The following is a 22,272-nucleotide window of genomic DNA, read 5'->3' as shown; positions in this document are numbered from 1 at the left end:
ACAACGCTATCCCACCAATGGTGTGCTTTTCGGCAGACGCTATCGCACCAAATGCGGGCTTTCGGCAGACGCTATCGCACTGCTAAAAGGAATAGTCGCCGGTCTTCCATTTTTCCCAATCCCACCTGGATAGGAACTTTTCCCCACTGGCATGGCCCGAGGAGTACATGGCCAGCTTGTCTTGGGCTGTGAGCTTGAAATCTGTTGCACGGTAGGCGGAGGTGTCAACAAAAATGGTTCGCGAGATCGCTTGCGGGTCATTGATGTAGCTGCGATCGTGGGCCCCAATCATGGTGCTCAGGAGAGACTTTGCCAATTGGACGCCATTGCTATCTGGGACCCAGTCCCCGGAGCGGATGGTGGAGCGGCCTGAGAGCTTCACCCCGAGAGTGGGCCAACGCGAGGGTGCGTTGTCATGCCTGTCAAAGATTGACATGGGGAAGTTGGAGAGCATGCCGCCGTCAACGCAAACAATATGATCGTGGCCTGTGGTCTTGGCATCGGTAGGCATCTTCCACACCAGTAGCTGTTCAAAGTTCCAAGGGAGCCGAAGCATGAGCTCCCACGAAACATCAGAGTCAATCACCACCAGCTTGTATCTCTGGGACGGTTGCAGCGCACTATCTGGATCGTCCTCTTTCAAGTCGGCCCAGGTGCGCACGCCATGGTCTGCGAGGGTCTCGGTTAGCCAGTCGTGCAGAAATCTGCCAGCGTAGAGGCCCTCTTGGAGGACTAAACTTGCCACCGGTCCCATCCCGGGGATATGTGAAAAGCACCCCCAGCTCATCTTCAAAGCGCGAGAAGTCCAGTTGGTCCATCACGTTCTTCACCTGAGGATCACCCATGCCAGAGGCTAGTAGGCCAGCAACTATTGCCCCTGCGGACGTGCCGGCAATCCGGTGAAAAGTGTAGGGATCACAGTGGTTGGCCAAGGCGGTCACCGCGCCGACCAAACTGGAGCCTTTTATTCCGAGCCTTCAACTACCAGATCTGCATCAGCCATGACGCACCCACTCAGTCAGCAAGCCTCCCCCCACGTGAGGCTCCGCAAAGTCGCAAACACGGCCGACGGCGCCGTGGGGCAACTCTCAGCTAGGCAATGAGGCACCGATTCGTGCCAGAGAAGCAACCCGTGGTAACGTAATAAGTAATTGTTAGTGTGGCAGTGGATAAGAGCGTCTATTTTCTTTGTTTAGGCAAAGAAAGTGCATGCGGGTCCGGGTTGTACGGTTCTTGTACAGCGAATGCCACATTTTTGCATGCCTAGGCGCTGTGAAGTCGCCAAGTCTGCGACTACCAGTAAAAGGCTTTCCCCGGTGGCTGTTTAATGTGAGCACCGGGGCCAGCAACACGAGAATCCACTCGAGAAAACAACGGAGAACACGAAAGTGCCTACGATTAACCAGCTGGTCCGAAAGGGCCGGACACCCAAGGTCACAAAGACCAAGGCTCCCGCATTGAAGGGTAGCCCCATGCGTCGCGGCGTTTGCACGCGCGTTTACACCACCACTCCCAAGAAGCCGAACTCGGCTCTGCGTAAGGTTGCACGTGTGCGCCTCAACGGCGGCGTGGAAGTTACCGCTTACATCCCCGGTGTAGGCCACAACCTTCAGGAGCACTCCATCGTGCTCGTTCGTGGAGGCCGTGTTAAGGACCTTCCCGGCGTTCGTTACAAGATCGTCCGTGGCGCATTGGATACCCAGGGCGTTAAGAACCGCAAGCAGGCTCGTAGCCGCTACGGTGCAAAGATGGAGAAGAAGTAATATGCCTCGCAAGGGTCCGGCCCCCAAGCGGCCGCTAGTTGTAGATCCCGTATACGGTTCCCCTTTGGTCACTCAGTTGATCAACAAGGTTCTGGTAGACGGTAAGAAGTCCACCGCAGAGCGCATCGTTTACGGCGCACTCGAAGGTGTACGTGAGAAGACCGGTGCTGATCCCGTTGTTGCCTTGAAGAAGGCCATGGAGAACATCAAGCCCAGCCTCGAAGTCAAGTCCCGCCGTGTTGGTGGCGCTACCTACCAGGTTCCCGTTGAGGTCAAGCCGGGTCGTCAGACCGCACTTGCCCTTCGCTGGTTGGTCGGTTACTCGAAGGCTCGCCGCGAGAAGACCATGACCGAGCGCTTGCGCAACGAAGTTTTGGATGCTTCCAATGGTCTTGGTGCCGCTGTCAAGCGTCGCGAAGACACCCACAAGATGGCAGAGTCCAACAAGGCCTTCGCCCATTACCGCTGGTAACTAGAGTTGTGAAACTGCCGGCGGTAACCCCGCCGGCAGCCTTCAGCTCATCTTTAGACAAAGGGAGAAACCGTGGCACAGGACGTGCTTACAGACCTTAACAAGGTCCGCAACATCGGCATCATGGCCCACATCGATGCTGGCAAGACCACTACGACTGAGCGCATCCTGTTCTACACGGGTGTGAACCACAAGCTCGGCGAAACGCACGATGGTGCTTCGACGACTGACTGGATGGAACAGGAAAAGGAACGCGGCATCACCATCACGTCTGCCGCCGTGACCTGCTTCTGGAACAACAACCAGATCAACATCATTGACACCCCTGGCCACGTTGACTTCACTGTTGAGGTTGAGCGCTCACTTCGCGTGCTCGACGGCGCAGTTGCTGTCTTTGACGGTAAGGAAGGCGTTGAGCCGCAGTCTGAGACCGTTTGGCGTCAGGCTGACAAGTACAACGTTCCGCGTATCTGCTTCGTCAACAAGATGGACAAGCTCGGTGCTGACTTCTACTTCACCGTAGATACCATCATCAACCGTCTCGGTGCCAAGCCTCTCGTTATGCAGTTGCCGATCGGTGCTGAAAGCGAATTCACTGGCGTTGTTGACCTGCTGAGCATGAAGGCCTTCGTTTGGGCCGGCGACTCTAAGGGTGACGTCACCATGGGTGCCGCCTACGAAATCCAGGAGATCCCCGCTGATCTTCAGGAAAAGGCCGAAGAGTACCGCGCTGCCCTCGTTGAGGCTGCTGCTGAGTCCTCCGAAGAGCTCATGGAAAAGTACCTCGAAGGCGAAGAGCCCTCCATCGATGAGCTGAAGGCCGGCATTCGTAAGCTGACCGTCAACTCCGAGATCTACCCGGTCTTCTGTGGTTCAGCATTCAAGAACCGCGGCGTGCAGCCCATGCTTGATGCTGTCATCGACTTCCTGCCGAACCCGTTGGATGTCGGCGCGATGGTCGGTCACGATCCCCGCGACGAAGAAATCGAACTCAGGCGCGAGCCGAATGAAGACGAGCCGTTCTCGGCTCTCGCCTTCAAGATCGCAACGCACCCGTTCTTCGGTCAGTTGAACTTCATCCGCGTGTACTCCGGTAAGGCAACTCCCGGTACTCAGCTGCTGAACTCGACGAAGCAGAAGAAGGAACGTATTGGCAAGCTCTTCCAGATGCACGCCAATAAGGAAATGCCCGTAGATGAGGTCCACGCAGGACACATCTACGCTGTGATCGGTCTCAAGGACACCACCACCGGTGATACCTTGTGCGATCCGGCTAACCCGATCGTTCTCGAATCGATGACCTTCCCGGATCCCGTGATCTTCGTCGCCATCGAACCGAAGACCAAGGGTGACCAGGAGAAGCTCTCCACGGCTATCCAGAAGCTCTCCGCTGAGGACCCGACGTTCACCGTCAACCTCAACGAAGACACCGGCCAGACCGAAATCGGCGGCATGGGCGAGCTCCACTTGGACATCCTGGTGGACCGCATGCGTCGCGAGTTCAACGTTGAGGCTAACGTTGGCAAGCCGCAGGTTGCTTACCGCGAAACCATCAAGCGCGCTGTTGTCAAGCATGACTACACGCACAAGAAGCAGACCGGTGGTTCCGGCCAGTTCGCTAAGATCCAGATTGCCATTGAGCCGCTGGATACGCACGAAGGCGAAATGTACGAGTTCAGCAACAAGGTCACTGGTGGCCGTGTTCCTCGCGAGTACATCCCCAGCGTTGACCAGGGCATCCAGTCCGCACTGCCTGACGGCGTGCTGGCCGGTTACCCGATGGTTGGCATCAAGGCCACACTGCTCGACGGTGCGTCCCACGATGTTGACTCCTCCGAAATGGCCTTCAAGATCGCCGGTCGCATGGCGTTCAAGGAAGCCGCTCGGTTGGCTAACCCGGTTCTGCTTGAACCGTTGATGGAAGTTGAAGTCCGCACCCCTGAGGAATACATGGGTGAAGTTATCGGTGACATCAACTCACGTCGTGGTCAGATGCAGTCCATGGAGGACGCAAGCGGTGTCAAGGTCATCAAGGCTCTTGTTCCCTTGTCCGGCATGTTCGGCTACATCGGTGATCTGCGGTCCAAGACCCAGGGTCGTGCCGTGTACTCGATGAAGTTCGATAGCTACTCTGAGGTTCCGAAGGCTGTTGCCGACGAAATCATCCAGAAGGCTCGCGGCGAGTAATCGCCCTTTTTGACTGGGTCTGTTCTGGCCGTAGGCTGGGACAGACCCAATCTGAAGCAATTTCTTAAATATCAAAAGCCCCCAGTAGACTTATTTTGATTTCAGCGGCGAACAGCGCTGCTGAGAGTAAGTTTTCTAAAATGTTCTAGGAGGAACCTGTGGCAAAGGCAAAGTTCGAGCGGACCAAGCCGCACGTTAACATCGGCACCATCGGTCACGTTGACCATGGTAAGACCACGTTGACGGCTGCCATTTCCAAGGTACTGTACGACAAGTACCCCGATCTCAACGAGGCACGCGATTTCGCTACCATCGACTCGGCTCCCGAGGAGAAGCAGCGCGGTATCACGATCAACATCTCCCACGTTGAGTACCAGACCGAAAAGCGCCACTACGCACACGTAGACGCCCCCGGTCACGCTGACTACATCAAGAACATGATCACCGGTGCTGCCCAGATGGACGGCGCTATCTTGGTAGTTGCAGCAACTGACGGTCCGATGGCTCAGACCCGCGAGCACGTTCTGTTGGCCCGCCAGGTTGGTGTTCCCTACCTGCTGGTCGCACTGAACAAGTCCGACATGGTTGATGACGAAGAACTCCTCGACTTGGTCGAAATGGAAGTTCGCGAACTGCTCTCCTCACAGGGCTTCGACGGCGACGAGGCACCCGTTGTCCGCGTTTCCGGCCTGAAGGCTCTGGAAGGCGACCCCGTATGGGTCAAGTCCGTTGAGGACCTGATGGACGCTGTTGATAACAACGTTCCTGACCCCATCCGCGACAAGGACAAGCCGTTCTTGATGCCGGTTGAAGATGTCTTCACCATCACCGGTCGTGGAACCGTTGTTACGGGCCGCGCCGAGCGTGGAACGCTTCAGATCAACTCTGAAGTTGAAATCGTTGGTATCCGTCCGGTCCAGAAGACCACGGTTACCGGTATCGAAATGTTCCACAAGCAGCTCGACGAGGCTTGGGCTGGCGAGAACTGTGGTCTGCTGCTCCGCGGTATCAAGCGCGAAGACGTAGAGCGTGGCCAGGTTATCGTGAAGCCGGGTTCCATTACCCCGCACACCGATTTCGAAGCCAACGTCTACATCTTGGCCAAGGATGAGGGCGGGCGTCACAACCCGTTCTACTCCAACTACCGCCCGCAGTTCTACTTCCGCACCACGGATGTTACCGGCGTCATCACCCTGCCCGAGGGCACGGAAATGGTTATGCCTGGCGACAACACCGAAATGTCAGTCGTGCTGATCCAGCCGATCGCCATGGAAGAGGGCCTCGGCTTCGCTATCCGCGAAGGCGGCCGCACCGTTGGTTCAGGTCGTGTCACCAAGATCCTCAAGTAATTTCTGATTACTTAGATCTATAAAGAAGGGCCCCAGCTTCGGCTGGGGCCCTTCTTTTATTCTGTGCTGAATGCTCGACGGCGTCACCAGCCTTCCGTTCCGTCCTCACCTTTGGCTGTGGCAGCAAAAGACACCGGCACCAAGGTTGGTGCCGGTGTCTTTTGTGGATTCTTAGCTTTCGCTCGGGGCCAGGCCGTCTACGAGTTGTTGGACCAGTTCAAGGTCCAGATTCTGGCTAGCATCGATTGCCAAGAGTGTGATGCCTGCAAAGATACCCTCGCCGAGCAACGTGGCGATCAGGGTGGCCCTGCGGGGAACTCCGTTGGCATCCTTGAAGGTGACCGCGTAGGCGTAGCTCTGCTTGCCGGCACTGTTGATATTGCCCTGGGCGTCTTCCACGGCGTCGAACTCTTGTACATAGTGCTGCGCCATGCCCTGCGCCCATGCTAGAAGACCCAGGAGATCTGTGGCTGCACTGTCATCGCGGACCACAGAAATCACGTCGCCATTCACAAGACTGAATTGACGGCTAGCGGGTCCGGCGCTTGACTCCTCGATGGGCGCTGCCCCATCAGGCAGGATGATTTTCAGGCCCAGCCCTGTATCGAATTGTTGGCTCATTTTTTGAGGCCTCTCAAGTGGTTACGAGCTAGTTTGTTCAACGTTGCTACTTCATGATCCATCATTTTTTACCCGTGACGATCTGGTAGCTTCCGTCATAGGGTGATTTGTGGAACGTTGCGGCATTGAGCGTTGTTTCGGAGCTACCGCCGACCTTCAGCGAGGCAGCTCCGCTGTCAAAGTCAACCAGATTAGTTTCAGAGGAGGCCACTGAATTTGCTTGCAGCGTCACACCAGAAGCATGGTAGATCTTTTCTAGATCTCCTGCCGCGGCAAGGTTGTTGCCGGAGGCAATGTTGCTTAGATAGCTGTCAACGAGATGCTGGTTCTCGGCCGTATTCTGCAGTTCCATGCTCACTGTTCCTTGGACGCCTGCGCTCGACTGAGCGCTGGGTCCTTCAGTGGGAGGCTTTGGCCCGAACATTTCAAGCCTGGGGTCCTGGATATTGGGATTGTCCTGAACCTTGGCCCCAGCTTCGATGGTTCCCTTCAGATTGATCGTCATCTTATTGACGTCGCCATCCTCGTTCATGCTCAGTGTGACACCGGCTTCCCCATCGCCGCCAAACTTCATCCCGTCGCCAAGATCCAGTTCAGCCTTGACTGACGCTGTCCCGCTGGCTGTGGCTGTACCGTTGGTGAGGTTCTTTTCGTAGTCGAAGGAGAGTTTTGCTTCAGCGGATGCGTCGTCCGAAAGTTCAAGCTTCCCGCCGACTGACAACGTTCCCTTCACACTTGTGTGGTTGTCAGTGGAACCGTTGTCCTTCGCTGCTCCGTCGAGTGTCTTTTCGATGTACTCGCCAGGATTTCGGATGGCATCGCTCGCCCGTCCGAAACTGTCCGGGGGCAGTTCATTGAGCATTTGTGCACGTGCAGCAAGTGCCTCTTCCAAGGAATCGAACTTATACGTTCTTGAAAGCTCACCGCTGAGTGTCACATCGACGCCAGCCTTGGTGCCGGGTGTGTTAACGCCACCGCTGAGGTCGCCTGCCAGCGTGAGTTCGACAGACCCATCAGCGTTTTGCGTAATCTCGCTCGAGAGGTGGGCGCCGCCGTGCACCCAGGCAATCTGACCATCAACACCCATTGTGTCGGTTTGAGAATACATGGGGATGGATTCTTTGGCCGACTCCACCAGATACTCACGGATTCGATCTTGGTCTTCCGAAGGCAGCTTGTCTTCCAATGCGGCGAGACGGTACGCGTTTGGAATTCCATTCTCGTCGTAGCTGGTCATCAGCTTGGTCTTTTCAGCGTCGCTGAGACTGTTCCACCAGTCCCGAACTTCCTGATCGGTGCGGGTCCCAATGTTCTCAAGGTCGGTCTGGTTCTGCGAAGTCGAGCCGCCTGTGTCTCCCGTCCCGCTGCCCTGGCCACTGCCGCCACCGTGCCCGCCACCAAGGCTGCTTTCTGAGGAAGCAGTTTCCTGCTCTTGTGCTTGGGTCTGCAATTGCTGGTATGTGTCGATGAACATCGCGCTGACTGACTTGATCTGCGGCCGGATCCGCGACGTCCAGTCTTGGCGGAAGCGTTGGGCATCGGGGCCATTCCACCGAGAGTGCATGATGGTCGGGTTGAGGTTACTGGAGGTTGTGTCTAGGACCGATGAGTACTTTTTCAAGAGCTTGGCCAAATTCCGGAGCTCTTCCGGATCGGCTCCTAGCATTTTTTCAGTCATGGCTGTCCGTTCGGTGGATGCATGTAGGGGATGTGGCGGATAGCCAACTATTCTGAGGTCCAGCTTAGAGGGCTGCCGTAAAAATTCCGATGGGGAGCATTGCCCATGGCGGTCAACTGACGGGCCTATAGGCTGGTTACATGGCTATGAGGAAGCAAAGTATCCCAGCAGGAACAGCGCGAACAGCATCGATCATAGTGCTGGCGTTTGCCGTAATCTTCGTTCTTTTTGGGCTGTCCATGTTCCAAGCTGGGAGTGCGGCTGGAGCGGTTGCCAAGGATTTGCAGCTGCATGGCCAGCACGGGACTGTCACCGATGCGCGGGCTAACGTGGGGCGTTCCGACGGTCGCCGGCACGCGCGGCAGGTGGAGCTGACATTTTTGGGCGACGATGGTTCAACGCACGTCATGGAGACGGAACATTTTCCACATTTCTACCCTCCCCTGAATTCCAAGGTTGGATGGGTGGATGATTTTGCCACCAAGGATGAGATCGTAGGCCAGCCCGTCAGCTACCGCCTAGGTGAGAGTCCCGCCGTCGAACTTGATAGTGAACTGGCGGCCTTGGCCAACGCAGGGTGGAGCTTTCCAAATTATCTGGGGTTGGCGCTGATGGTTATGGGAGCAGGGGCGGCCATTGGTGGGATTGTGAGTCTTCTCCGTGCCGTGCGGCTGCTGAGGCGGCCGGGCACTACGCCTCGAAATTGACGGCACTGCAACGCCTGAACGGTGACAGGAAGCCTTATTCCATTCGCACACCATTTCTTCCAGACGATTGATTTATTGCTCAATAAGCGGTCCAATGACCCTAAACTGGAAGTCCACTGATAGCGAAGGATGAACGTGAGTCAACAACCCCCGCAGGCAGGTCCAGGGATTACTGGCTCGTCGCCGCTCGAAGAGGCCTATAGATCCGGGTATCTAGCAGGGCACCTGGCCGGATGGGGAGACGCGCTCAAGGCACAGAGTCAGTTAGTCTCCAGTCAAGCGTTGCAGCAGTCGCCACCTCAGGCCCCGGCTCAAGCCCCGCCTCAGGCCCCGGTTCAACCATCGACGACGACGCCGCCCCCTCAGACTCCGGCCCACGCCCCGGCCCACGCCCCGGTTCAGGCACTACCTCAGGCCCCGGTTCCCGCTGCGGCACCGGTCAGCCCTGCGGCGGTGCAGACTCGGCCCTCTGCCCCAGTTTTCCCCCCAGTTACGCAGCAGCGCGTAATGCACCCGACGCCCGAATCCGCAGGCGTGCACGATCCTGCTGCCATCGCTGCGAAGAAGAGCAAGCGCGAAACGCAGAACATCAACATCGCCTTGTATGTGGCGAGTTTGCTGATGGTTGCTGCTGCTGCCCTGTTTGTGGGCAGTAGCCTGCCGGTGACTGCGCGCTTGATCGGTGTCTGGTTGGGTGCGGCGGTGTTTTATGCCGCAGGGCTGTTGCTCCACAACAAGGTTGCCCGGTTGAAGCCAGCCGCCATCGCTTTTACGGGTACGGCCTTGGCTATCATCCCGTTCGCGGGCCTGGCCACCTACAACCTTGGTTTCCCCAATGCGCCAGCCGTGTGGCTGTTTACCTCGCTGGTTGGCACAGTAGCCTACGTTTTCGCTGCCGTTCAGATGCAAAGCCGCCTGATTGTTTACCTTTCACTGGCCTTTCTCCTCTCCACCGCGTGGTCGTCTACGGCCATCTTGGGGGCAGCGTTGGCCTGGTATTTCGCTGCACTCATTGTGTTTTCAGCGCTGCTGTCTTTGTTGGGCAACCTGTTGACGAAGACGGGCAAAAACAGCAGGCTCGCGGGACTGTACGCCAAGCCGCTCTCTGATCTAGGCCCATGGTTTGCCCCCGTCGGCCTCATTGCCTCACTCGTCGCAGCGTCGGCGCTCAACGCCGCCGATCATCTGTTGGTACTTGTGGCTGGCAGTATTTACTACGCAGTCATGTTGTTCGTGCCGTCGCCGGTGCCACGACGGTGGAACTACGTTGGCCTGCGGGCGAGCCTGACACTCGCGGCACCATTCGTGGGATGGCTGCTCCAGCCCGAGAGTGTGTGGGCTGCCGCGGCATTCACTATGGTTCTGCTGGTGCAGATCATTCCCTTGGCCTACGGACAGAAGCAGCTTGATGCCTTCTTGGATCGCGCGGGCTGGGTTAAATTTGATGTTCTGATCAGTGTCCCGTTGCTGGCTCTGGCCGGTTTTAGCTGGAGCGTTCTGATCTTGCAGGGAAGGGAATTCGACAGCGACGCCTTGCTCGTGTGGGGGCTTGCTGCAGGGCTGCTCGCCGCAATTTTAGTGGTTCCTGCCATGCTGCCAGCGGGGGAGTGGCTCCCCGCCCCCGCCATTCTTATGGGTGCGTTGATGTCGCTATACCTCGGCGCCTTGGACTGGACCATCCTGCTCTCCATAGCCTTGGCTTATGCGCTCTTCCGATACACCACCACGAAGTCTGCCCTGATCAAAGACATCGCACTGGTAGCTGCCAGGATTCTCGCGACTGCCTTAGTCGCAGCTGTTCTTGCAGCGCTGATTCCGGCGCAGCCTGGAAAGAGCGCACTCATTGTTGCTGCCATTGCAGTCATCGCCGGGCTACAGCTTCTCCTTGACGCCGTGTTCGTCAAACGCGGAGTGAGTAATCTCGTGACCAAGTATTCTGCTGCAGCGTGGACGCTCATTGGGCTGTGCCTTGTCGTGATGCTGTCGGAGCTCGCTTCCCACGCCACTGCTGCCCTCTCCGCAGGCTCCTCCGCAGGCCTTGGACTGGTTGCTGCAACCCCATGGGAGTTCCTCGTGGCGGCCGGTGTTTTGGGCATCTCGACAGCCATCTATTCCCTAAGCTGCCTGACCCGAGAAAAGGATTGGGTCTCGGGTGAAATCCTAGCCCCGGTCTATCTGATCATTGCGGCGAATGTCACCGGACCGGTGTTCAATGCAGGCGGGGCCAGCATTGCCTGGACCCTGGTCATGGGCTACTTCCTCATCGGAGGCGCGCAACTGAAGGCAAAGACTGCGCACTTGCACCGTTGGAGCTACTGGCGAACGGCACGGGCGGTATCGCTCCTCCTCGCAGTCGCGCTCTTCCAACTATGGCTCGAGTTTGATCCAAGTACCTCACTTGGCGATTCTCATGTCAGCTTAGGACAGGTCCTTCTTCTGGCACTGGTGCCGCAGCTGATCATCCTCATCGTTGTGGCACGCAAGAACCGCAAGATTCCAGGGCTTGACGCCGATATCGTCATCACGCTCGGCGCTGCGATCCTCAGTGCTGGCCTGCAACAACAGCCAACGGACCTACTGCCAGTACTGCTCGCAGGTGTCATAGCTGCTCTCACAATTGCAAGGCTGATGGTTGTTACGGCCATGCTAGGCGATACCTTCCGCATGACATTCTGGGGGGCACCCATAGCGCTGGTCGCCGTGGCTCTCTGGAACACGGAACACTACTCGCACGTGACCATAGTTCTTATCACCCTCGTTGCCGCCAGCGCGCTGATTGCTGCGCGGGCGCAGACGCTGATACTGAGATCCAGCCACTTCTTACTAGCCAGCATCGCGCTGACGGCTCTCGGCGGGGTTCTCGCCGACTGGATCTTCGACAGCCCAGCCGTTGTAACACTGGTGCTCTGCGCCGTCCTGCTGGCTCAGATCCCAGTGCAGATAGTGGTTATCCGCTCCGAGAAAATGACCCACCGCGTGGGTCATCCCGTGCTGCGGATGATCAGTGGGTGGCTGTTCTTGGCCGCGTTGTTGGCGCTGCCCGCGAGCTACTATGCGGTGTCCGGTGGGTTTGAGCCGGGAGGGGAAGGGCTGCGCTGGATCGTTTTGCTTGAACTGGTAGCACTGGCACTGGCCGCAATTATTGGGCAGACCCAGCTGTTTCTACGGGGAGCGTCCTACCTGGCATTGCTCGCTATCATCGGCGGAGCCAGCGTCATTGCGCCCATGATGTGGTCCGGTGCTCTCGCACTGATTCTGCTGGCTCTGATGGTAGCTGTCAGCGCGTGGGCCTGGATACGGCCCCCCGCAACCGTGGAGATGCGTTGGTACTGGCTGGTCGCCACAGCAGCCTTTCTGATGACAGCGAGCGTGGTTGATGGTGACGCGGATCCAGGCATCTTTGCGAGCATGTGGCTGGTGGCCGGATTGGCGCTGATCCTTGGCGCCCACCGTATGGCACAGGCAGCTTTGACGTTGCCCGGTACGCTGCTGGTCTTTGTAGCAGCCGTGCTGGTCCGGTTCCAGACACTGGAGCTGACGGCTCGTCCAGGTGTCTCCGCCTTGACCGGTTTCCTTGTTGTCATGGGTGTTCTGTACCTGGTCCGTCTCCTGCTCATGTTTGCGACGGCGCGGTCCGCGATCCTCCGCAGCGTACTGGTCTCCGTGGCCCTGGCCGGCGGCCTGATCTTTGCGATCTGGAGTATGGTCGACCTCGACACCATCCTGTATGGCGCCGGCGCCTTCACTATCGTGGCGGGGCTCAGCTGTCTTGAGGCACCAGCACGCACACGGTGGATGCTGGCCGATATCGCGGTACTTGCCAGCGCACTCGTTTGGTTTATCGCCTGCTCGGTCCATATCTATCTGGGCTCGTTCTGGGGCGTCCTCTGGTGTGCCATGGCGGTGGGAACTATGGCCCTTATCCGTTACCTGCGACAGTTGCCGATCGCCGGAAAAAATATGCTCATGGTTGCCTCGGGCTTTGCTAGCTTTGATGCCGTCCTCACCATTTTCAGCGGCGAGACGGTACAACAATTGGTCATACTGCTGGTCTTTGTCGCCTTGATTGCCGTGGGCTTGAGTCTGGATGAACGCGTCTTCACGATTTGGGGTGCTGTGGGTGTGGCTACGGCAGTGCTCTGGTACTTGCGCGGATTCACCTACCTCATGCTGGCGATTTTGGCTCTGGCGTTGATTGGTTTTGCCATCTGGCGTTTGAACCGGAAGCGACCAAGTTCCATGCCAAACGCCATTCAAAGTACGACGCCGGCCCCTCCTGCTCCGCCGATCGGAGGGTATGGGCAGGCTCACCCAGGCAACGGCCCTCACCCGGGGGCAGACACAGCCACGGGCACTAATAATGGTGACATCCCTCACCGGGATGGGCTCGGATAGTTGAAACGTGCCCTGCGCGGAGCTGAATCGGGCGCCGCGCAGGGCCCGTTGTGGTGGAGCTAACTCAACCCCCGATTGGTGTTTGGCAGCAGAATCCGGCATACTTATTGAGTTGTTCAAGTGCTTTTTCGTGTCCCGGTCGAGATAATGCTCGTCGCAGGGTCCAAGCTAAAGCCCAAACATGACAAGCCCTCCACATAGACGGTGTGGGTACGTGCGTGAATTATTCGCGACACGCCCGACCGCGGGGGGCGGAGCTTCGATGGATTGAGGAACCCGGATTTATCCGGATTCAGTTCATTTGTGAGCGTGGCTGTGAGTGCCACAGATTGAACCGGAAAAGTAAACAGCGTTTACGTCAACAGCATCGCTACTACAGGTTGCTTCGTTACAGGAAAGAGAGTCACGACGCCATGGCGGGACAAAAAATCCGCATCCGGCTGAAGTCATATGACCACGAGGTTATTGATGTTTCAGCTCGGAAGATCGTTGAGACGGTCACGCGCGCAGGCGCAACGGTAGTAGGCCCCGTGCCGCTGCCCACAGAGAAGAACATTTACTGCGTAATTCGTTCGCCTCACAAGTACAAGGACAGCCGCGAGCACTTTGAAATGCGCACGCACAAGCGTCTAATCGACATCATTGATCCCACGCCCAAGGCAGTTGATTCGCTCATGCGTCTCGACCTGCCGGCCGACGTGAACATCGAAATCAAACTGTAGGGAGGTGCTGAGAAACTATGACCGCGACCCGAAACACTAAGGGCATCCTGGGCACGAAGCTCGGCATGACCCAGGTCTGGGACGAGAACAACTTGCTTGTTCCTGTAACTGTCGTCCAGGCCGATTCCAATGTCATCACCCAGCTGCGCAACGCAGAAGTTGATGGCTACACCGCTGTTCAGATCGGCTACGGCCAGATCGATCCTCGCAAGGTCACCAAGCCTTTGGCTGGTCACTTCGAGAAGGCTGGTGTTACCCCCCGCCGCCACGTCGTCGAGCTGCGCACTGCAGACGCTGACACCTACACCCTCGGCCAGGAGCTCTCCGTTGAGATCTTCGAAGCCGGCCAGAAGGTCGACGTCGTCGGTACTTCAAAGGGTAAGGGCTTCGCCGGTGTCATGAAGCGTCACGGCTTCCACGGCGCCCCGGCTTCGCACGGTGCACACAAGAACCACCGCAAGCCCGGTTCCATCGGTGGCGCGTCCACCCCTGGCCGCGTTTTCAAGGGTATGCGCATGGCAGGCCGTATGGGTGCCGAGCGCGTAACCACCATGAACCTCACGGTTCACGGTGTTGACGCCGAGAAGTCGCTGCTGCTGATCAAGGGTGCCGTCCCCGGCGCCCGCGGCTCGGTCGTACTCGTACGCACCGCCGTGAAGGGAGCATAAGTAAATGGCTACTGTAAAAGTTGACCTGCCTGCAGAGATCTTCGACGTACAGACCAACGTGCCCTTGCTGCACCAGGTTGTCGTAGCTCAGCTTGCTGCTGCCCGTCAGGGTACACACAAGACCAAGACCCGCGCCGAAGTATCCGGTGCAGGTCGTAAGCCGTTCGCACAGAAGGGTACCGGCCGCGCCCGTCAGGGTTCTATCCGCGCCCCTCACATGACCGGCGGTGGCGTTGTCCACGGTCCGACCCCTCGCGATTACAGCCAGCGCACACCCAAGAAGATGAAGGCTGCTGCTCTGCGCGGCGCCCTCTCTGACCGTGCACGCAACGGCCGTATCCACGTAGTTGCTGAATTGGTTTCCGGCACCACGCCGTCCACCAAGGCTGCAAAGGCTGTTTTGGCCGCCGTTACAACGCGCAAGAACTTGCTCGTTGTCATCGAGCGCGCCAACGACGCCACTGCACTGAGCGTACGTAACATCACCAACCTGCACGTCATCTACGTTGACCAGCTCAACACCTATGACGTTCTGGTCTCCGATGACATCGTCTTCACACAGGCCGCTTACGAGGTATTCATCTCCGGTCGCGCAGCGTCAGAAGCTTTCGCTTCCAGCATGCTGTTGGTTGAAGACTTGGTTTCCGAGGATTCCGTAGATGGCGCCGAAGGCACCATCAAGGGCAACAAGGACTCCATGAAGTACCACGTGCCTGGTTCACGCTGGTATGACGCCACTGAGGCTGAAGTTTGGTTCACCACGGTTGAGGACGCCAAGGCCGCTGGCTTTGTTCCCGCCGGCGGCGAAGCTGCCCAGACCATTAAGGAGGACGGCAAGTGAGCGCCGTTACCATCAAGGATCCGCGCGACGTAGTGCTTGCACCCGTCGTATCGGAAAAGAGCTACGGCTTGATCGACGAAGGTAAGTACACCTTCTTGGTCGACCCCCGCTCAAACAAGACCGAGATCAAGCTGGCCGTGGAGAAAATCTTCTCCGTCAAGGTCGACTCGATCAACACCATCAATCGTGTTGGTAAGCGTAAGCGCACCAAGTTCGGTTGGGGACAGCGCAAGAGCACCAAGCGCGCAATTGTCTCCCTCCGCGAGGGCACGATCGACATCTTCGGCGGTCCGCTTTCATAAGCGGAGACCACTTTAACGAGGAAATATACTATGGGAATCCGTAAATACAAGCCGACAACCCCGGGCCGTCGCGGCTCGAGCGTTGCCGACTTCACAGAAATCACGCGGTCGACGCCGGAGAAGTCTCTGGTCCGTCCTCTGCCCAAAAAGGGTGGCCGTAACAACACCGGTCGCATCACGACTCGTCACAAGGGTGGTGGCCACAAGCGCCAGTACCGCTTGATCGACTTCCGTCGTCACGACAAGGATGGCGTCAACGCACGCGTAGCTGAGATCGAATACGATCCCAACCGCACCGCACGCATCGCCCTCCTGCACTACGTTGATGGAACCAAGCGTTACATCGTCGCACCGAACAAGCTCAAGCAGGGCGACTTCGTAGAAGCCGGTCCCGCAGCTGATATCAAGCCTGGCAACAACCTTCCGTTGCGCAACATCCCCGTGGGTACTGTTATCCACGCTGTGGAGCTGCGTCCCGGTGGCGGTGCCAAGATGGCTCGTTCAGCTGGTGCCTCGGTTCAGCTCGTCGCCAAGGAAGGCAAGTTCGCCCAGCTGCGTCTGCCCTCCGGCGAAATCCGCAACGTTGATGCGCGCTGCCGCGCGACCATCGGCGAAGTTGGTAACGCTGAGCAGTCCAACATCAACTGGGGTAAGGCTGGCCGTATGCGCTGGAAGGGCGTACGCCCGACCGTCCGCGGTGTTGTCATGAACCCGGTTGATCACCCACATGGTGGTGGTGAGGGTAAGACTTCCGGTGGACGTCACCCGGTTAACCCGAACGGTAAGCGCGAAGGCCGTACCCGCCGTCCCAACAAAGAGAGCGACAAGCTGATTGTTCGTCGCCGCCGTACTGGCAAGAACAAGCGATAGGAGCCTGGAGACATGCCACGTAGCCTGAAGAAGGGTCCCTTCGTTGACCAGCACCTCTTTGTAAAGGTAGCTCGGGAGAACGAAAAGGGTACCAAGAACGTAATTAAGACCTGGTCCCGCCGCTCGATGATCGTCCCCGATATGTTGGGTCACACGATCGCCGTGCACGATGGTCGCAAGCACATCCCCGTGTTTGTTACTGAGTCGATGGTCGGGCACAAGCTCGGCGAATTCGCCGCAACGCGGACATTCCGCGGCCATGTCAAGGACGACCGTAAGGGCAAGCGCCGCTAGGCGCTTGTCAATACGGCAAAGACGAGAGAGAGATAGCAATGGAAGCCAAGGCAAGTGCGCGTCATCTGCGCGTAACGCCTATGAAGGCCCGGCGCGTCGTCAACCTGATTCGTGGCAAGCAGGCGAATGAGGCATTGGCGATTTTGAAGTTTGCCCCCCAGGCAGCTTCGGAGCCGGTCTTCAAGGTAGTCCAGTCCGCAGTGGCTAACGCCCGCGTTCTGGCGGATCGCGACAGCATCGCGTTCAACGAAAATGATCTGTACATCAGCGAAATCTTCGTTGATGAAGGCCCCACCATGAAGCGGTTCCAGCCGCGAGCACAGGGCCGTGCATTCCAGATCAAGAAGCGCACCAGCCACGTCACCGTGGTTGTCGCTACACCCGAGAAAGAGGAGGTTCGCTAAGTGGGACAGAAAGTAAACCCGCACGGATTCCGTCTCGGGATCACCACGGACCACCGTTCACATTGGTTCGCGGACAGCAACAAGCCCGGTCAGCGTTACAAGGACTTCGTAAAAGAAGACATCCAGATTCGCGCACTCATGTCCACGGGCATGGACCGCGCCGGCATTTCCAAGGTTGAGATCGAGCGCACCCGTGACCGTGTACGTGTGGATATCCACACCGCACGCCCCGGTATCGTTATCGGTCGTCGTGGAGCAGAAGCAGACCGCATCCGCGGCGAGCTCGAAAAGCTCACCGGCAAGCAGGTTCAGCTGAACATCTTGGAAGTCAAGAACCCGGAAGCTGATGCTCAGCTCGTTGCCCAGGGCATCGCAGAGCAGCTGACCTCACGTGTGGCATTCCGCCGCGCGATGAAGAAGGCCATGCAGTCCGCACAGCGCACCGGCAGCGTCAAGGGCATCCGTGTCGCTTGTGCTGGTCGCTTGGGTGGCGCTGAAATGTCACGCACCGAGTTCTACCGCGAAGGTCGTGTGCCCCTGCACACCCTGCGTGCCAACATCGATTACGGCTTCTTCGAAGCCAAGACCGTTTTCGGCCGCATTGGTGTCAAGGTCTGGATCTACAAGGGCGATGTCACGTCCAAGGAACTGGCTGCTCAGGCAGCTGCTGCTCCTGCTCGTGGCCGTGGCCCGCGTCGTGACGGCGATGACCGCGGAGCCCGCGGTCCCCGCGCCGGTGGCGACCGTCGTCGTAACGACCGTCCTGAGCGCACCGAGGCAGCTGCCGCGGTTGAGGCTCCTGTAGCTGCAGAGGTTGCGGCTCCGGCAGTAGAAGGAGGAGAGGCGTAAATGCTTATCCCACGTCGCGTAAAGCATCGTAAGCAGCACCACCCCGGTCGTTCGGGTCAGGCTACTGGCGGCACCACGGTTTCGTTCGGCGAGTGGGGCATTCAGGCCCTCACGCCGGCATACGTAACCAACCGTCAGATTGAGTCTGCTCGTATTGCCATGACCCGTCACATCAAGCGTGGCGGTAAGGTGTGGATCAACATCTACCCTGACCGTCCCTTGACGAAGAAGCCTGCTGAAACCCGCATGGGTTCCGGTAAGGGTTCACCCGAGTGGTGGATCGCAAACGTCAAGCCGGGCCGTGTTCTCTTTGAACTCTCCGGTGTATCAGAAGAGGTAGCACGCGAGGCATTGCGCCTGGCAATCCACAAGCTGCCGTTGAAAGCACGCATTGTGCGTCGCGAAGGTGGTGAGTAGAGATGTCAGTTGGTTCCAAGGAACTTGCCCCTGCACAGCTTGACGGGTTTGACAATGCACGTCTTGTTGAAGAACTCCGCAAGGCAAAGGAAGAACTGTTCAACCTGCGCTTCCAGTCGGCCACCGGCCAGCTGGAAAGCCACGGTCGTTTGCGCGTTGTAAAGCGCGACATCGCCCGCATCTACACGGTGCTGCGTGAGCGCGAGCTGGGCATTCGCCCGGACGTCGTTGCCGCTGCACCCGTGGAGAAGGCCTCCAAGAAGGCTGACAAGGAAGCCAAGAAGGCCTCCAAGAAGGCTGAAGCAACAGAGGAGGACGCCAAGTGAGCGATTCTGTAGACAACACCGAAAACGGCGCGGAGACTCTCGTTCGTAACGAGCGCAAGAAGATGCGCGGTTACGTAGTTTCCGACAAGATGGACAAGACCATCGTCGTTGAGGTTGAAGACCGCGTAAAGCACGCTCTTTACGGTAAGGTTCTTCGCCGCAACAAGAAGGTCAAGGCCCACGACGAAGAGAACAGCGCCGGCATCGGCGACCTCGTCGTCATCAGCGAGACCCGCCCGCTCTCCGCAACCAAGCGTTTCCGCCTGGTTGAGATCGTAGAGAAGGCTAAGTAAGCCAACTCACGCACTTGTGCGTGGTTGATTGCTAAAATGTTGGGCCCGCTGCCACTTGTGGCAGCGGGCCCAACGTTGTTTAAGCCACGATGTCCAAAGCGCGGCGGCGGTGGGTTAGCGGCCAGAATGTGTGTCCAGCCCGGGCGTGTCAGTGGCTTCTGCTTCGAAACAGCAGATGATGCGCTGAACCTGCTCGAAACTGCAGAAGACGCGACAAATCCGCGATTTTCATCGCATCATCTACGTTTTCAAATCCAGACCGTAACCACATAGCGGCCGCCCCATCCAGCGCTGCGCCGGTCTCGCCTAGTCCCATCCAACTAGCCACATCCAAGAAGGGTTGATGGCAAAATCGGTGACAACGAGGCGTGCTTGGCTTGAGGAATCCTAATCGCGGTGTGGGGGAGGTAACGCACATGGTTAGCGCACAGCGTAAGGTGTGGTAACGACGTCGTGCTATGATTATCTATTGCTGCGCCTTTTCTGTGCCGCCGTTTACGGCAGTGGCAGTTGGTGCGCAATTTCCTCGTAAATACCTCGTGCCACTACAAACTGCCATCCGGAGCGTGAATTTTCACGCAATAAACCGGGACGGAAAGTGGAGTTGGCATGAAGTGTTTAGGCGTGTTTTGGCAAAATCCAGGCACGTCAAGAGACATCCCGAACAATACGTTCCGCAAGGCTTGTGCGCAGATAGTTTGTGTTCAAGAACCAGCGCGACGAACAGGAGATACTAGTGATTCAGCAGGAGTCGCGGCTTAAGGTCGCCGACAACACGGGGGCCAAGGAAATCTTGACCATCCGCGTTCTCGGTGGATCTGGGCGCCGCTACGCAGGCATTGGCGACACCATTGTCGCAACCGTCAAGGATGCAATCCCCGGCGGTAACGTAAAGAAGGGTGACGTCGTCAAGGCTGTCATCGTTCGTACCAAGAAGGAACGCCGCCGTGCGGATGGTTCCTACATCAAGTTCGATGAGAATGCAGCTGTCATTCTCAAGACTGACGGGGACCCCCGCGGTACCCGTATCTTCGGCCCGGTTGGCCGTGAACTTCGTGACAAGAAGTTCATGAAGATCATCTCGTTGGCTCCGGAGGTGCTGTAACACATGGCAAAGATCAAGAAGGGTGACCTGGTTCAGGTCATCACAGGCGCCAAGGCTGAGCGTGGCGGCGACCGTGGCAAGCAGGGCAAGGTCCTGAAGGTCTACACCGAAACCAACCGCGTGTTGGTTGAAGGCGTAAACCGTGTCACCAAGCACACCAAGGCCGGTCAGACCGAACGTGGCACCAACACTGGTGGCATCGAGACCGTCGAGGCACCCATTCACATCTCTAACGTTGCTGTAGTGGACCCGTCCACGAAGAAGCCGACTCGCGTTGGTTACCGCACCGAAATCGTTGAGCGCGATGGCCGCAAGCGTGAAGTACGCATCCGCGTTGCCAAGACCTCGGGGAAGGATCTGGCATGAGCGCCGCAGTAGCAGAGAACACACCCAAGATCACACCTCGCCTGAAGACCCGCTACGCAGCGGAAATCAAGGCTGGTTTGGTTGAGGAGTTCAAGTACTCAAACGTTAACCAGGTTCCGCGCTTGGTCAAGGTAGTTGTCAACATGGGTGTTGGAGATGCCGCTAAGGACTCCAAGCTCATCGACCACGCTGTCCGCGACCTCACCGCCATCACCGGCCAGAAGCCCCAGGTTTCCAAGGCACGCAAGTCGATCGCTCAGTTCAAGCTGCGCGAAGGCATGCCGATTGGTTGCCACACGACTCTCCGTGGAGATCGTATGTGGGAATTCCTGGACCGCTTGGTCACGCTGGCTCTGCCCCGTATCCGCGACTTCCGCGGCCTCAGCGGCAAGCAGTTTGACGGCAACGGTAACTACACCTTCGGTCTGACCGAGCAGGTTATGTTCCACGAGATCGACCAGGATTCCATTGACCGCCCTCGCGGTATGGACATCACTGTCGTGACCACAGCCAAGACCGATGACGAAGGCCGTGCCTTGCTTAAGGCACTCGGCTTCCCGTTTAAATCCGAAGATAAATAATCTACGTAACAGGTCCGTTCTGCGGGTTCAACGTGCTGAAATCTGATTTTCACGCCTTGGTGCCACGCGAAGGAAACCGTTACGAGGAAGGGCAAGCGCCCAAATGACAATGACAGATCCTGTCGCAGACATGCTTACGCGTCTGCGCAACGCAAACTCGGCACACCACGACACCGTGACCATGCCGTTTAGCAAGCTTAAGGGCCACATCGCCGACATCCTCAAGGCACAGGGTTACATCTCTGCCTGGAAGGTTGAAGACGCTGAGGTTGGCAAGAAGCTCACCATCGATTTGAAGTACGGCCCCGCACGTGAGCGTTCAATCGCTGGCCTGCGCCGTATCTCCAAGCCGGGACTGCGCGTATACGCGAAGTCCACAAACCTCCCCAGCGTTTTGGGTGGTTTGGGTGTCGCTATTTTGTCGACGTCTTCAGGTCTGCTGACCGACCGCCAGGCTGCCAAGAAGGGCGTGGGTGGGGAAGTCCTCGCCTACGTCTGGTAGTAGAGAGAGAAGGGAAAGAACTTATGTCACGTATTGGACGTCTCCCCATCTCTGTGCCTGCCGGCGTTGAGGTCAAGATTGAAGACAGCCTTGTTTCCGTCAAGGGCCCGAAGGGACAGCTGGAACTTACCGTTGCCAGCCCCATCACGGCAGCAATTGACGAAAACATCATCACCGTTAGCCGCCCCAACGATGAGCGCGAATCACGCTCACTCCACGGTTTGACTCGCACCCTCATTGACAACCTGATCATCGGTGTCACCGCGGGCTACGAGAAGAAGCTGGAAATTGTTGGTACCGGTTACCGCGTAGTCGCCAAGGGCAAGGACCTCGAGTTCGCTCTGGGCTTCAGCCACCCGGTCATCATTGAGGCACCGGAAGGCATCACACTGGCCGTAGAGAGCCCCACAAAGCTCTCCGTGTCAGGAATTAGCAAGCAGCAGGTGGGCGAAGTTGCTGCCAACATCCGTAAGCTGCGCAAGCCCGACCCGTACAAGGGTAAGGGCGTTCGCTACGCTGGCGAGATCATCCGCCGCAAGGTCGGAAAGGCTGGTAAGTAA

Annotated in this window: 24 protein-coding genes and 2 pseudogenes; 22 read left to right on the top strand and 4 right to left on the bottom strand. The window is 57.8% G+C overall.

What is annotated here, in order from left to right:
* Positions 1 to 82 precede the first annotated feature (82 nt).
* Both AB0O97_RS06015 and AB0O97_RS06010 read right to left on the bottom strand, forming a co-directional pair.
* Positions 83 to 745 (bottom strand): hypothetical protein, encoded by a 663-nt coding sequence (locus AB0O97_RS06015; protein WP_363843532.1) that lies wholly within the window; start codon positions 743 to 745, stop codon positions 83 to 85.
* Positions 746 to 782: 37 nt separating this feature from the next.
* Positions 783 to 941, bottom strand: a pseudogene (locus tag AB0O97_RS06010) (patatin-like phospholipase family protein); the annotation flags it as partial.
* A 447-nt stretch (positions 942 to 1,388) separates the two neighbouring features.
* Here AB0O97_RS06010 and rpsL point away from each other — a divergent pair.
* The 4 genes from rpsL to tuf all read left to right on the top strand — a co-directional run bounded on the left by rpsL (position 1,389) and on the right by tuf (position 5,771).
* Positions 1,389 to 1,763, top strand: coding sequence for a 30S ribosomal protein S12 (rpsL, locus tag AB0O97_RS06005; RefSeq protein ID WP_038464715.1), 375 nt, complete (start codon positions 1,389 to 1,391; stop codon positions 1,761 to 1,763).
* Between the two features lies 1 nt (position 1,764).
* On the top strand, positions 1,765 to 2,235 hold the full coding sequence (rpsG, locus tag AB0O97_RS06000; RefSeq protein WP_038464713.1) for a 30S ribosomal protein S7: 471 nt from the start codon (positions 1,765 to 1,767) through the stop codon (positions 2,233 to 2,235).
* A gap of 72 nt (positions 2,236 to 2,307) precedes the next feature.
* A complete protein-coding gene (gene fusA, locus AB0O97_RS05995) occupies positions 2,308 to 4,422 on the top strand; it encodes an elongation factor G (RefSeq protein ID WP_363880995.1) in 2,115 nt (704 codons plus the stop codon).
* Positions 4,423 to 4,580: 158 nt separating this feature from the next.
* Complete coding sequence (gene tuf, locus AB0O97_RS05990) at positions 4,581 to 5,771, top strand: elongation factor Tu (protein ID WP_038464709.1); 1,191 nt, start codon at positions 4,581 to 4,583, stop codon at positions 5,769 to 5,771.
* A 171-nt stretch (positions 5,772 to 5,942) separates the two neighbouring features.
* Here the strand turns inward: tuf and AB0O97_RS05985 are convergent, their stop codons facing one another.
* Positions 5,943 to 6,392, bottom strand: a complete 450-nt coding sequence (locus tag AB0O97_RS05985) for a hypothetical protein (protein WP_363880992.1) — start codon at positions 6,390 to 6,392, stop codon at positions 5,943 to 5,945.
* 61 nt (positions 6,393 to 6,453) lie between these two features.
* Positions 6,454 to 8,070: a hypothetical protein gene (locus tag AB0O97_RS05980; RefSeq protein ID WP_363880989.1), complete on the bottom strand. Its 1,617-nt coding sequence runs from the start codon at positions 8,068 to 8,070 to the stop codon at positions 6,454 to 6,456.
* 140 nt (positions 8,071 to 8,210) lie between these two features.
* On the opposite strand from AB0O97_RS05980, the gene AB0O97_RS05975 reads away from it, so the two are divergent.
* The 18 genes and pseudogenes from AB0O97_RS05975 to rplF all read left to right on the top strand — a co-directional run bounded on the left by AB0O97_RS05975 (position 8,211) and on the right by rplF (position 22,272).
* Complete coding sequence (locus AB0O97_RS05975; RefSeq protein WP_363880986.1) at positions 8,211 to 8,777, top strand: hypothetical protein; 567 nt, start codon at positions 8,211 to 8,213, stop codon at positions 8,775 to 8,777.
* Positions 8,778 to 8,912: 135 nt separating this feature from the next.
* A complete protein-coding gene (locus AB0O97_RS05970) occupies positions 8,913 to 13,172 on the top strand; it encodes a hypothetical protein (RefSeq protein WP_363880983.1) in 4,260 nt (1,419 codons plus the stop codon).
* Between the two features lie 413 nt (positions 13,173 to 13,585).
* Entirely contained in the window at positions 13,586 to 13,894 is a 309-nt protein-coding gene (rpsJ, locus tag AB0O97_RS05965; RefSeq protein ID WP_038464699.1) for a 30S ribosomal protein S10, read from the top strand.
* Between the two features lie 17 nt (positions 13,895 to 13,911).
* Positions 13,912 to 14,562: a 50S ribosomal protein L3 gene (gene rplC, locus AB0O97_RS05960; protein ID WP_269937571.1), complete on the top strand. Its 651-nt coding sequence runs from the start codon at positions 13,912 to 13,914 to the stop codon at positions 14,560 to 14,562.
* A gap of 4 nt (positions 14,563 to 14,566) precedes the next feature.
* Positions 14,567 to 15,166 (top strand): annotated as a pseudogene (gene rplD, locus AB0O97_RS05955) (50S ribosomal protein L4); the annotation flags it as partial.
* A gap of 233 nt (positions 15,167 to 15,399) precedes the next feature.
* Positions 15,400 to 15,705, top strand: coding sequence for a 50S ribosomal protein L23 (gene rplW / locus AB0O97_RS05950; RefSeq protein ID WP_131394257.1), 306 nt, complete (start codon positions 15,400 to 15,402; stop codon positions 15,703 to 15,705).
* Positions 15,706 to 15,735: 30 nt separating this feature from the next.
* On the top strand, positions 15,736 to 16,575 hold the full coding sequence (gene rplB, locus AB0O97_RS05945; RefSeq protein WP_104110180.1) for a 50S ribosomal protein L2: 840 nt from the start codon (positions 15,736 to 15,738) through the stop codon (positions 16,573 to 16,575).
* 12 nt (positions 16,576 to 16,587) lie between these two features.
* On the top strand, positions 16,588 to 16,869 hold the full coding sequence (gene rpsS, locus AB0O97_RS05940) for a 30S ribosomal protein S19 (protein ID WP_110105559.1): 282 nt from the start codon (positions 16,588 to 16,590) through the stop codon (positions 16,867 to 16,869).
* A gap of 38 nt (positions 16,870 to 16,907) precedes the next feature.
* Positions 16,908 to 17,273, top strand: coding sequence for a 50S ribosomal protein L22 (gene rplV, locus AB0O97_RS05935; RefSeq protein ID WP_203312228.1), 366 nt, complete (start codon positions 16,908 to 16,910; stop codon positions 17,271 to 17,273).
* On the top strand, positions 17,274 to 18,122 hold the full coding sequence (gene rpsC / locus AB0O97_RS05930) for a 30S ribosomal protein S3 (protein WP_062286638.1): 849 nt from the start codon (positions 17,274 to 17,276) through the stop codon (positions 18,120 to 18,122).
* Positions 18,123 to 18,539 (top strand): 50S ribosomal protein L16, encoded by a 417-nt coding sequence (gene rplP, locus AB0O97_RS05925; RefSeq protein WP_110483672.1) that lies wholly within the window; start codon positions 18,123 to 18,125, stop codon positions 18,537 to 18,539.
* 2 nt (positions 18,540 to 18,541) lie between these two features.
* Positions 18,542 to 18,865, top strand: coding sequence for a 50S ribosomal protein L29 (gene rpmC, locus AB0O97_RS05920; RefSeq protein WP_062286640.1), 324 nt, complete (start codon positions 18,542 to 18,544; stop codon positions 18,863 to 18,865).
* Between the two features lie 62 nt (positions 18,866 to 18,927).
* A complete protein-coding gene (rpsQ, locus tag AB0O97_RS05915) occupies positions 18,928 to 19,158 on the top strand; it encodes a 30S ribosomal protein S17 (protein WP_062292996.1) in 231 nt (76 codons plus the stop codon).
* A gap of 736 nt (positions 19,159 to 19,894) precedes the next feature.
* Positions 19,895 to 20,263 (top strand): 50S ribosomal protein L14, encoded by a 369-nt coding sequence (gene rplN / locus AB0O97_RS05910; protein WP_363843321.1) that lies wholly within the window; start codon positions 19,895 to 19,897, stop codon positions 20,261 to 20,263.
* 3 nt (positions 20,264 to 20,266) lie between these two features.
* Positions 20,267 to 20,629 carry a 50S ribosomal protein L24 gene (gene rplX / locus AB0O97_RS05905; protein ID WP_363843324.1) on the top strand — a complete coding sequence of 121 codons (363 nt, stop codon included), beginning with the start codon at positions 20,267 to 20,269 and terminating at the stop codon, positions 20,627 to 20,629.
* Positions 20,626 to 21,210: a 50S ribosomal protein L5 gene (gene rplE, locus AB0O97_RS05900; protein WP_062286643.1), complete on the top strand. Its 585-nt coding sequence runs from the start codon at positions 20,626 to 20,628 to the stop codon at positions 21,208 to 21,210. Before rplX ends, rplE begins: the two co-directional genes overlap by 4 nt.
* A gap of 103 nt (positions 21,211 to 21,313) precedes the next feature.
* Positions 21,314 to 21,712 carry a 30S ribosomal protein S8 gene (gene rpsH, locus AB0O97_RS05895; protein ID WP_363843327.1) on the top strand — a complete coding sequence of 133 codons (399 nt, stop codon included), beginning with the start codon at positions 21,314 to 21,316 and terminating at the stop codon, positions 21,710 to 21,712.
* A 23-nt stretch (positions 21,713 to 21,735) separates the two neighbouring features.
* Complete coding sequence (gene rplF, locus AB0O97_RS05890) at positions 21,736 to 22,272, top strand: 50S ribosomal protein L6 (protein ID WP_363843330.1); 537 nt, start codon at positions 21,736 to 21,738, stop codon at positions 22,270 to 22,272.

The sequence above is a fragment of the Specibacter sp. NPDC078692 genome (genome assembly GCF_040686835.1).
Lineage (GTDB): Bacteria > Actinomycetota > Actinomycetes > Actinomycetales > Micrococcaceae > Specibacter.
Note: the sequence above shows the minus strand (reverse complement) of the source record. Positions and strands in the feature narration are given on the sequence as shown.

Excerpts from the sequence above, each read along its gene's own strand:
- rpsG (WP_038464713.1), top strand. The coding sequence starts at position 1,765 with ATGCCTCGCAAGGGTCCGGCCCCCAAGCGGCCGCTAGTTGTAGATCCC.
- AB0O97_RS05985 (WP_363880992.1), bottom strand. The coding sequence starts at position 6,392 with ATGAGCCAACAATTCGATACAGGGCTGGGCCTGAAAATCATCCTGCCT.
- AB0O97_RS05980 (WP_363880989.1), bottom strand. The coding sequence starts at position 8,070 with ATGACTGAAAAAATGCTAGGAGCCGATCCGGAAGAGCTCCGGAATTTG.
- AB0O97_RS05975 (WP_363880986.1), top strand. The coding sequence starts at position 8,211 with ATGGCTATGAGGAAGCAAAGTATCCCAGCAGGAACAGCGCGAACAGCA.
- rpsJ (WP_038464699.1), top strand. The coding sequence starts at position 13,586 with ATGGCGGGACAAAAAATCCGCATCCGGCTGAAGTCATATGACCACGAG.
- rplC (WP_269937571.1), top strand. The coding sequence starts at position 13,912 with ATGACCGCGACCCGAAACACTAAGGGCATCCTGGGCACGAAGCTCGGC.
- rplB (WP_104110180.1), top strand. The coding sequence starts at position 15,736 with ATGGGAATCCGTAAATACAAGCCGACAACCCCGGGCCGTCGCGGCTCG.
- rpsS (WP_110105559.1), top strand. The coding sequence starts at position 16,588 with ATGCCACGTAGCCTGAAGAAGGGTCCCTTCGTTGACCAGCACCTCTTT.
- rplV (WP_203312228.1), top strand. The coding sequence starts at position 16,908 with ATGGAAGCCAAGGCAAGTGCGCGTCATCTGCGCGTAACGCCTATGAAG.
- rplP (WP_110483672.1), top strand. The coding sequence starts at position 18,123 with ATGCTTATCCCACGTCGCGTAAAGCATCGTAAGCAGCACCACCCCGGT.
- rpmC (WP_062286640.1), top strand. The coding sequence starts at position 18,542 with ATGTCAGTTGGTTCCAAGGAACTTGCCCCTGCACAGCTTGACGGGTTT.
- rpsQ (WP_062292996.1), top strand. The coding sequence starts at position 18,928 with ATGCGCGGTTACGTAGTTTCCGACAAGATGGACAAGACCATCGTCGTT.
- rplX (WP_363843324.1), top strand. The coding sequence starts at position 20,267 with ATGGCAAAGATCAAGAAGGGTGACCTGGTTCAGGTCATCACAGGCGCC.
- rplE (WP_062286643.1), top strand. The coding sequence starts at position 20,626 with ATGAGCGCCGCAGTAGCAGAGAACACACCCAAGATCACACCTCGCCTG.
- rpsH (WP_363843327.1), top strand. The coding sequence starts at position 21,314 with ATGACAATGACAGATCCTGTCGCAGACATGCTTACGCGTCTGCGCAAC.
- rplF (WP_363843330.1), top strand. The coding sequence starts at position 21,736 with ATGTCACGTATTGGACGTCTCCCCATCTCTGTGCCTGCCGGCGTTGAG.